The sequence below is a fragment of the Paenibacillus hubeiensis genome, from assembly GCF_032334105.1.
GTDB lineage: Bacteria > Bacillota > Bacilli > Paenibacillales > Paenibacillaceae > Paenibacillus > Paenibacillus hubeiensis.
Map to the genome: position 1 here is coordinate 257,902 of NZ_JAVYAE020000009.1, position 8,218 is coordinate 266,119.

Genomic DNA, 8,218 nt, shown 5'->3' on the forward strand with positions numbered 1-8,218 from the left:
ATCTCTCCTTAATTTTTTATAACAAGCTTATCAATAGCTCCATCAATTTCATAAATTACTTCAAATTCTGTAGGTCTAGGATTCTCGCCGTCATACTTAATTTTAACCTCAACCTTTACATTTTTGTTGTTTTTTAATGCTTTTGCCCATTTGTTTTCAAGTTTTTTATATTTGCTTAAATTTACTTCACTTGATTGCGAAACAAGGTTGTCTAAATCAGGAGAACCGCCGAACCTATCCCCTGCCAAGTGACCTGCATGGTCGCCAGGCTGCTTACCTGGTGTATTTGCAGCATGCGGTAATCGTTCATCTCTTGTAGTCAATTTTAAATCATCAGCAGTAAATTTTTCAATTCTCCCCATATGATCCGTTTCGTAGTCATATTGGTGCTCACCAGCTTTATATTTCACATTCGGTTTTAGCTTACCTGCATCGTCAAATGGATTATCAACATGAGTCTTATTAGGAGCTTTAGGCGTCCCCTCAGTGGCTCCAGAGTCATCCTTTGGCTTATTGTTATTCGGATTCACTTTAGGTTTCTCTGACTGGGAGGATTCCGGCGTTTTCGAATCAGCTTGCTGTTTACTCTTATCCGTCTTCTTCGGTGCAGAAGACTTCCATGAGTTCACCTCATTCGGCGGACCATTTTGGCTGGGTTTATTGTTCGACGTTGTATTGTTTTTCGGCGTTGTTGCCGTCTCTGACTCACTAGTTTTAGATGAAGGCGTGCGACTCGTATTATTGCTCTCCGACTCGGATGCATTCTTTGCTGGTTTAGGAGGTGACTCTGATTCATTTTCATTTGGTTTGTTCTTCGACGTCATGTTGTTTTTCGGCGGTGTCGTCGTGTCTGACTCACTTGTTTTTGACGAAGGCGTCCGACTCGTATTATTACTCTCCGATTCGGATGCATTCTTTGCTGGTTTAGGGGGTGATCCCGATTCGCTATTGGTAACTTTTCCTGCTGGCTTTTTGATGCTCCCTACTCGATTTCCCGTACCTTCTTCTTTAGACCAAAAGTACCCAGGTACGATCCTGATAACCGAGTGGTCTTCCCAGTACTTCTTGCCAAAGTTCTTCACCCCAGTGATCATCGTACTCGTCACACTGGTTTTTGTACCTGTACTAGGTATAGCCTTCGATCCAGACAATGCCTTGTTAAGCTGTGCTCCTGATACTCCCTTGGCACCATACACGCTGCCTACCATCATTTGAAGTCCAGAAAAAGCTTGATTTACCTTCAGCCAAGTTATCATCATTTTAGCATATTCTTCGCTAACCGGTCTTCCAGAAAAAGGCTGTTTCCCTTGCTCAAGATCATCAATCTGCATCTGATAGAGATCCACAACAGGTTCTACCGGGTATGGGCCTTGTAACAAGGGACCCATGTCTATCTTCCCTTTATCCTTCTGGTACGCCTGCAAAGCAGCCTGATCCGTAACTCCCTGCTCATTAACAGGCAACCACAATCGCCATTGTGAGTTGTACACCAGACGATAACCCGGATCTGCGGGTTCTGGTGGCGCAGAAGCTTTAACCCACTTCTCCCGAATATACGGCGGAACCTCATAATAAGCAGCGCTCATCTCGGTGCTCTGTTGCAACAGTTTCTTGACCCAATCCGTAGGGGACGTGGCCATCGTGAGCTCTCGGGCAGCCGTCAGCATTTTACCAAGCATCATCGCCTTGGCATCGTTCTCCTGTTGTTGCAACTCAACAAATCCGCTTGTGAGACGATCAAGCAAATTCTGTGCGGAAGGCCTGAATGACCCTGTTTTGGGGATGGCCCCAATGACGCCTGCCGCCGCAGCCGCCATTCCCACCGCTTGAGCGGCAACAGCAGCTCCTACCAGTGCACCTACGATCGGTATCATGCCAGCAACAGCGAGCGCTGCTCCAAACAACGAACCTGCCTTGGGGTTGGTCGTCGATGCTTGCGTTGCCGCGGCGGCTTCTGCGGCTGCAGCAGCCTGGGCCGCTTCATACTCCTCGATCGGCATTAACGGCGGCTCCGGCTCTGGCGGCAAATCTGTTACATGCACAGGCGCTTTGTTGCTGCCTTCCTGCTGAATCACGCTCCCCCGAACATTCGCTTCTCCGTCCAATATGAAGCTGCCTCCGCCGCCAAGCAGCCAGATCGCTTCCGGTGCCGTAGCTTCGATCTGTCCAGCTTTAAATGTAATATTGCTTCCCTGAATGGACAGGTTTCCCGGACTTTCCAGGATTACACCCTGGTCGTTCAAGGTGATCGTCATCCCCGATCCGGCTTGCAGCGTAACCTCCTCAGGCGACATACCGATGGAGCTTCCAGCAGGATGCCCCCACACCTTATGATCCGATCCACCGCTGACAGATCGCTTCCCCTCAGGAACAGCATGGCGGATGTATGCTCCGGACTCCCGGCTCCCCGGAAAATAGAGTTCCACCGTATCCCCGATTTCCGGCATGATGTACAACCCGCTATGTCCTTCAGCCGCATAAGCCGGAGCGATCGGATAGGGGCAGGCCGCCCCTTGCGTCATAGGGCCTTCGTCCATCGGCAATGAAAGCTGAACATGATCGTGAATGACACGAACCACCTCACCGTATAAGGACAAGCCAATCAGGTCCGACAAGTCGCAGCGCGGAACGCGAATCTGATCCTCGGGAACCATGCGATAGGTGGTCATCAACAGACCCGATTCCAGACGGGAATATGCATACACGACGGTTAGCTCCCTGCCATCGGGAAGCTCAACCTTGTCTCCGAGTGCATAGGTCTCGGAACTTTCCATGGTATATTGTAATACGCCTTGCGTGCCTTTCGGCCCACGGATGATATAACGATGCTCTACATCGGAGCCATGCCAATCCATTCCGCCCAGCTCTTTGCGAACCTGGTAAGGCTGGTCCTCCGGCCACTTCCACAACTTGCCTACCGGCAAACCGATAAAGAGCTTGGGAGACGCTGCCGTAATCTCGGGCACCAACACTGTGCCGAACCTTGAGGCGAGCCGGCGCAGGAACATCCAATCGGTCTCCTTATATTGTAAAACAAGGTGGCTTAATTTGGTATCACCAGTCACCTGATCCAGAACGTCCGAGTTCGGATAGGGTTTCATGATGAATTGGATCAGTTCTTTGAACGTCCAGCCTCTGTTTTGAAAGGCCCGTTCCTCCAGGCGAATATCCATTTGGTAGGAATTGGACATCGCCTCAAGCTCAAACCGATAAATGCCTCCCGACAGATGAACCGTGAACGAAGTCAAGACCCCATGGAAGAGACGCCGCACGGATCTGCCGCTTTCATCGATTTGCCTGAGCACAATAGGTTCTCCCTCTGCCTGAACCCGGAGAATACCCGGTCCATCCTCTTCTGGAAGGATGCCGCTAACATATAGCTTCGCATGCTCGTTTACCTGACGGGTGATTTGCACGTTTTCCAGCCACTGTGCACGATAAGGCCAATATAGGCGAAGTTGTTCGTATCCGATACGATCAGGCTTCTTCTCCGTGATTTCACTCATCGTCAAAAGTCCAATTGCTGCCCGTCATCCTCAATGACGATATCGCCGCCATACAGACACTTATGCGTACAGTGACTCAGCAGCGCAGCCTTCCCTTCCACCTTGGTATCTCCCTTTCCGTGAAGCCAAGGCATAGTCAATACAGGTACGCATGGGGCTTTCTTGACCCCATAGATGTCAACCATTGTACTTGCCGCCACTGCTGGATTCAGTGGATTGGAACAATTGCCGAATGAACCGATATGAATGCCTGGTACATAATCTTCGACCGTCATCTGTGCCTTGCCTTTAATATAAACTCCATGGCTGAATGGAATCTTCAATCGTGTACGTTGCGTCCCGCAATTGCATTTAAGGATCGCTCCTGCAACGACGTAACCTTTGGAGGCTTCTCCAGACGTTCGAATCTGTGCCTCCTGATCTTGATTTTCCGCCATCTTAACGCTCCTTTCTAATAGGCTTGCTCCATGTCCAATGGAACCAACCGCACTCCCTTTACATCACGGCGCAGAATGCTTTCGGCCAAAGCAAGGTTGACAATGATCACGGTTTCGCGCAGCTCCATTAATTGGAACAAGGGCGACTCCGGGAATTCCCGCTTCAGAACAATCTGCTCCAGACTTCCGTCCTTTCGCCTAAGGGTTTGAGGGGATAATACATTGGCCAATGCAGGAGGATGAATAGCCCAGTATGTCTCCTGGGTCATCCGTTCCTTGTCCGTTAATACAGTGGCCCTTCGTTGGATTCGCGGCTGGTACAACGTAAGTATTTCAAGCAGCCGATCCGATACCAGGGGCATGGGTTGTTCTAAATAATCCGTATAATCCACATGGAACCCGCCGCGCACATAAAGGTTAATGGCAGTGTGCTCACTGCCCGAATCCTGGAAAGCTTGAACCCAAGCCCTGCGCTGCAGTTCCCCAACAGGTTCCGTTTCTACCCGGTGGATCCACCTGTCATCAGCCGTTAAACGAAAGTATCGGATCATCGGCGTCTCCCCTCTCTGTATGGTCAAAAATAGCCCCCTCTACATCGGCGCCGTCCCATAACGCACCGGTCAGGTTAGCCCCGCGAAATATGGCTCCGCGAAGGCGTGCCCCGCGAAAATCGGCTCCTGCAAGGTTTGCATTTTCGAAGTTAAGCGCATCATAACCTGGCCCCTGCACGAGTCCTTCCGCATGCCCTACCTCTCCGATCGTGTCCCGGAATACGGCTCTTGCCAATGAACAGCCACTAAAGTCTGCTCCATGCAGAACACTTCCCGTGAAGTTGGCGTCATCCAGATCGCAGTTGCGCCAAAGCGTCCCCACCAGAACACAGCGCTGAAAATCGGTTGAATGCATGTCGATATGTTCAAAGCGGCTGTAACGAAAATCCAGATCGCTGCACTCCATTTCGCTCATATCGAGTCCTTTAAAATGTGCATACATGACCTCCAGACCGTCGCTTTCTTCCAATGCCGCGCCAATATCCTCAATGCTTCTGTTTCGCCGATCCAAACGAAAGACGCACTCGCTGGCATCCAGATACTCGCCCACTCGCACTTCGAATACCTGGTCCAAATGCATAAGCGAATCTAGCTGGAAGTTTTCCAAAGCGCGACAGCTGCGGCGTATGAACTGTACGAGATACCGGTTTACCAATCCCGCTTCCCGTAACATGATTCGGTCCAATTCCACCAGCGGCACGCTTCCTTGGTAGTTGGGTATCGCTTCTCTTAATCCATCCAGCATCCGTCCAATGCACTCATACGCCCAGTTAGCTGAATAGAATGCCCGGATAGGGGAGCGATCCAGCAACCATGAATCATCGCAAGCCTCAACCAGGATGTTCATCGCCCCTCCTACCAATTCTGTTCGCAGCATGGAATACTGGATATAGGCAACATTCCCCTTTTCCCCCCGTTCTTGGGCTTCGCTAACATCCCGAATCATATGCTTGAAATGATCTATGAACTCGGCTTCCAATTCCGTGCGCCTCGTAACCAGCGTATGCTGCAAATCTTCCATAAGCTTTGCTCTAGCGGGTTCCACCTGGCAGGTATAGAAATGCAACAGAGACTCCTTGCGATCCATCTGCCCTTATCCTCCTTCTCTTCATGAAAGCCAAACTAGTTGGCTTTCACTTCCGATCCGCTCATTTTTGCCTGTCCATCCAATTTGAACGTTCCCCCGCCACCTTCGAGCAGTAACTGCGAATCGGCAGATAACGTTATTTTCTTCCCGGCTTTCAGTGAGATGTTGCCTCCGGCAGACATACGGACTTGTTGGCTGCCCGTAATCTGGATGCCCTCATCCCCGCTGAGCCGAATAAATACTTCTCCCTCTTTGCTGCTAATGGAAATCGCATCCGGCGTTAGTCTGATCTCTTTGCCATAAGGCGTACGGAAGATTTTGTGATCCGGCTTATTCAACTGATTCGTGCCCGTAACCTGGTTATCCAGGCGGGGAGCTCCTGTCGCATAGGCCTCTTCCTCATCATGCGTTGGGAAATAGACCGCAACCGGATCTCCCACTTCCGGCATGACATACCATCCTGTCTTTCCCTCAGCGATGTAGGGCGACTGATACAGGAGCCACAATGCTTCTTCCGGCTCCTGCTTTTCATCGCAGTCCAGATGCACTCTGACATGGCCGCTGTGAACGGAAATGACGCGTCCAAGCAGCGAGCTACCGGCAATTAACGAATTGTAGTATGTCTTTTGCCGCAGCCCTCTGTGAAGACTGAGGACATATTGATGTTTCACGATTCCGCTCACCAATTCGGTATAAGCTTCTGTTACATATAAGCTTCTGCCTCGAAAAGTAATATGATGTCCAAGTTCCATGACCTGGTCGGTTTCGATTTCGTACACAATGAAATCCGACTCGCTGACCTTCAGCGAATCATTCTCGGTAAAGTACATGAATGGAGACATGTTTTTGCGAATCGTATACCGCGTATTATCCAGATCGATCGAATTTCCGTGCTCGAAGACGCCGAAATAAAATTTTGGACTGTCAAATTGGGCGGCTGGCATCAGGCTGGTATGAAAACGCGAAGCAAGTCTCCGAAGAAACGCCCAGTCCGTTTCCTGATATTGCACGGCAACCTTGCCAATCTTGGCCCCGCCCGTCCCCTCATCAATGACATCAAGACCCGGATAATCCTGATCCAGTTCTTTCAACAATTCAGGCAACGTCATTTGAATATTTTGGAACGTCCGCGTCCGCTTGGTAATATCCATCCGATATGTATGTGAGATCGCTTCGACTCGAAGCGTATACACGCCTCTGACAACCTGCACTTCAACCGACAACGGTATGCCTTTGAACAACGGGGTTTTGTTGCCTTCTTCGTCTTTTTGCCACACTTCTACAGGCGTATCTCGATCCGTAACATCGACATAGCGATCTTTCCATTCCTCCGATACCATGCCTTGGAACACAAGCCTGGTGTGCTCATTCATCTTTTTGCGAATCGTCAGTTCTTGCAAATGCAGTAATTCATACGGCTCAATAATCAGATTTTCATAAGTCAGACTCATGCTCCCATCTCCCTTCTACATCAAAGGATCTCAAGCGAATTCAGTATCATTTCGCCAGGCTCGACCCAATCCTTCTTCTCCTCATCCGTGCAATTAAATCCATATACCAGAACCTTCTGGTCCAAGATCGTAAAACCGATGTAATTGTAAATCTGATCATTCAACCCCTGAACGGAAAACTGGCAGTAACCCAGGACATGCCCTGTATCTGTAATGCGTACACCCTGTTTATCCCATTGTCTAATGGGTTGTGTACTGCGAAGGACATTCGCCATCGTTTCGGTAAAGGAGGTCATCTCCTCTGCCGAAATCCGATGGTCCAATCTATTGAACGTAAAATTGACTGTGCCCGTATCGTTGGTATATATCCGTTCCGGCCGATTAGAAGAGGGATATTTCATGTCTGCTTCCTTCTCCGAAATCAAACGCAACGAACGCGGAAGAAAGGCGGCTACTCGGCCATCGAACAACTCCGTACGTTTCAAAAATACGTTTTCGTTTCCAATGCGCAGCATCGTTGGCATTTCGGCAGGATCACCAACGTGATGCCTATGCGCAGCTGTAATATTCTCGTCTACAGTACTGCTCTGATCAACCTCTTCATTGCCTCGTTGGCTGTATAACATGGGAATCACTTTGCGATCAAGATATTCCATACGATAAAACACCCCCTTTCTCTACTGACGTTGTTAATCCACGATCATTCGCTGCGGACCGCCACCCAAGTAGCCTAGACGTCCGCCCCGGCCTCCTGCTCCGGCCAAGATCCGGTCCGCATAATCCCTCACCATGAGCGGGGACAACGTGCTGACCATAGGGAACATGGATGACATGCAATGTGTGAACTCGGTCGCAAGATCCGCGAACGTCTGGTAATCCTGCCGGAGCCTTGCACCTTCTTTCAGCTTGAAGCGCCCCAACTCCAGTTCACCGACATTGCATTCCTCTTCATCCAACACAAGCTCCATCGAACCTGACAAGCAGGCCCCAGTTGTTTTAACCGGCGCCCCTTACACTTTTCCAACAACCTTTAAATGTACAATTGAATATAACGTTCTCGTTCCGGGATATCTTCATCTTCCAATAAATCAACCTGACTAAACGCATGGTTATGCTCCAATTCAGCGATAAACAACGCGTAAAAGTCTCCTGTCGTCGGATAGGTAAACAAACCATAACCTTTAGG

7 protein-coding genes are annotated in these 8,218 nt (G+C 49.7%); all 7 read right to left on the bottom strand.

Annotated elements, in window-relative coordinates:
* Window positions 1-8: 8 nt before the first annotated feature.
* Genes RSX24_RS22005 through RSX24_RS22035 form a run of 7 tightly spaced genes read right to left on the bottom strand, consistent with a single transcriptional unit; the run spans window position 9 to window position 8,012 of the window.
* Window positions 9-3,506, bottom strand: coding sequence for a DNA/RNA non-specific endonuclease (locus RSX24_RS22005; RefSeq protein ID WP_236421068.1), 3,498 nt, complete (start codon window positions 3,504-3,506; stop codon window positions 9-11).
* A gap of 2 nt (window positions 3,507-3,508) precedes the next feature.
* Window positions 3,509-3,943 (bottom strand): DUF4280 domain-containing protein, encoded by a 435-nt coding sequence (locus RSX24_RS22010; protein ID WP_236421069.1) that lies wholly within the window; start codon window positions 3,941-3,943, stop codon window positions 3,509-3,511.
* A 14-nt stretch (window positions 3,944-3,957) separates the two neighbouring features.
* Entirely contained in the window at window positions 3,958-4,494 is a 537-nt protein-coding gene (locus tag RSX24_RS22015) for a hypothetical protein (protein ID WP_236421070.1), read from the bottom strand.
* Window positions 4,466-5,581, bottom strand: a complete 1,116-nt coding sequence (locus RSX24_RS22020) for a pentapeptide repeat-containing protein (RefSeq protein WP_236421071.1) — start codon at window positions 5,579-5,581, stop codon at window positions 4,466-4,468. The genes RSX24_RS22015 and RSX24_RS22020 overlap by 29 nt, the downstream gene beginning before the upstream one ends.
* A 35-nt stretch (window positions 5,582-5,616) precedes the next feature.
* A complete protein-coding gene (locus RSX24_RS22025) occupies window positions 5,617-7,032 on the bottom strand; it encodes a phage baseplate assembly protein V (RefSeq protein ID WP_236421072.1) in 1,416 nt (471 codons plus the stop codon).
* Window positions 7,033-7,052: 20 nt separating this feature from the next.
* Complete coding sequence (locus RSX24_RS22030) at window positions 7,053-7,688, bottom strand: hypothetical protein (RefSeq protein WP_343261783.1); 636 nt, start codon at window positions 7,686-7,688, stop codon at window positions 7,053-7,055.
* Between the two features lie 33 nt (window positions 7,689-7,721).
* Window positions 7,722-8,012, bottom strand: a complete 291-nt coding sequence (locus RSX24_RS22035; RefSeq protein WP_236421074.1) for a hypothetical protein — start codon at window positions 8,010-8,012, stop codon at window positions 7,722-7,724.
* Window positions 8,013-8,218 lie beyond the last annotated feature (206 nt).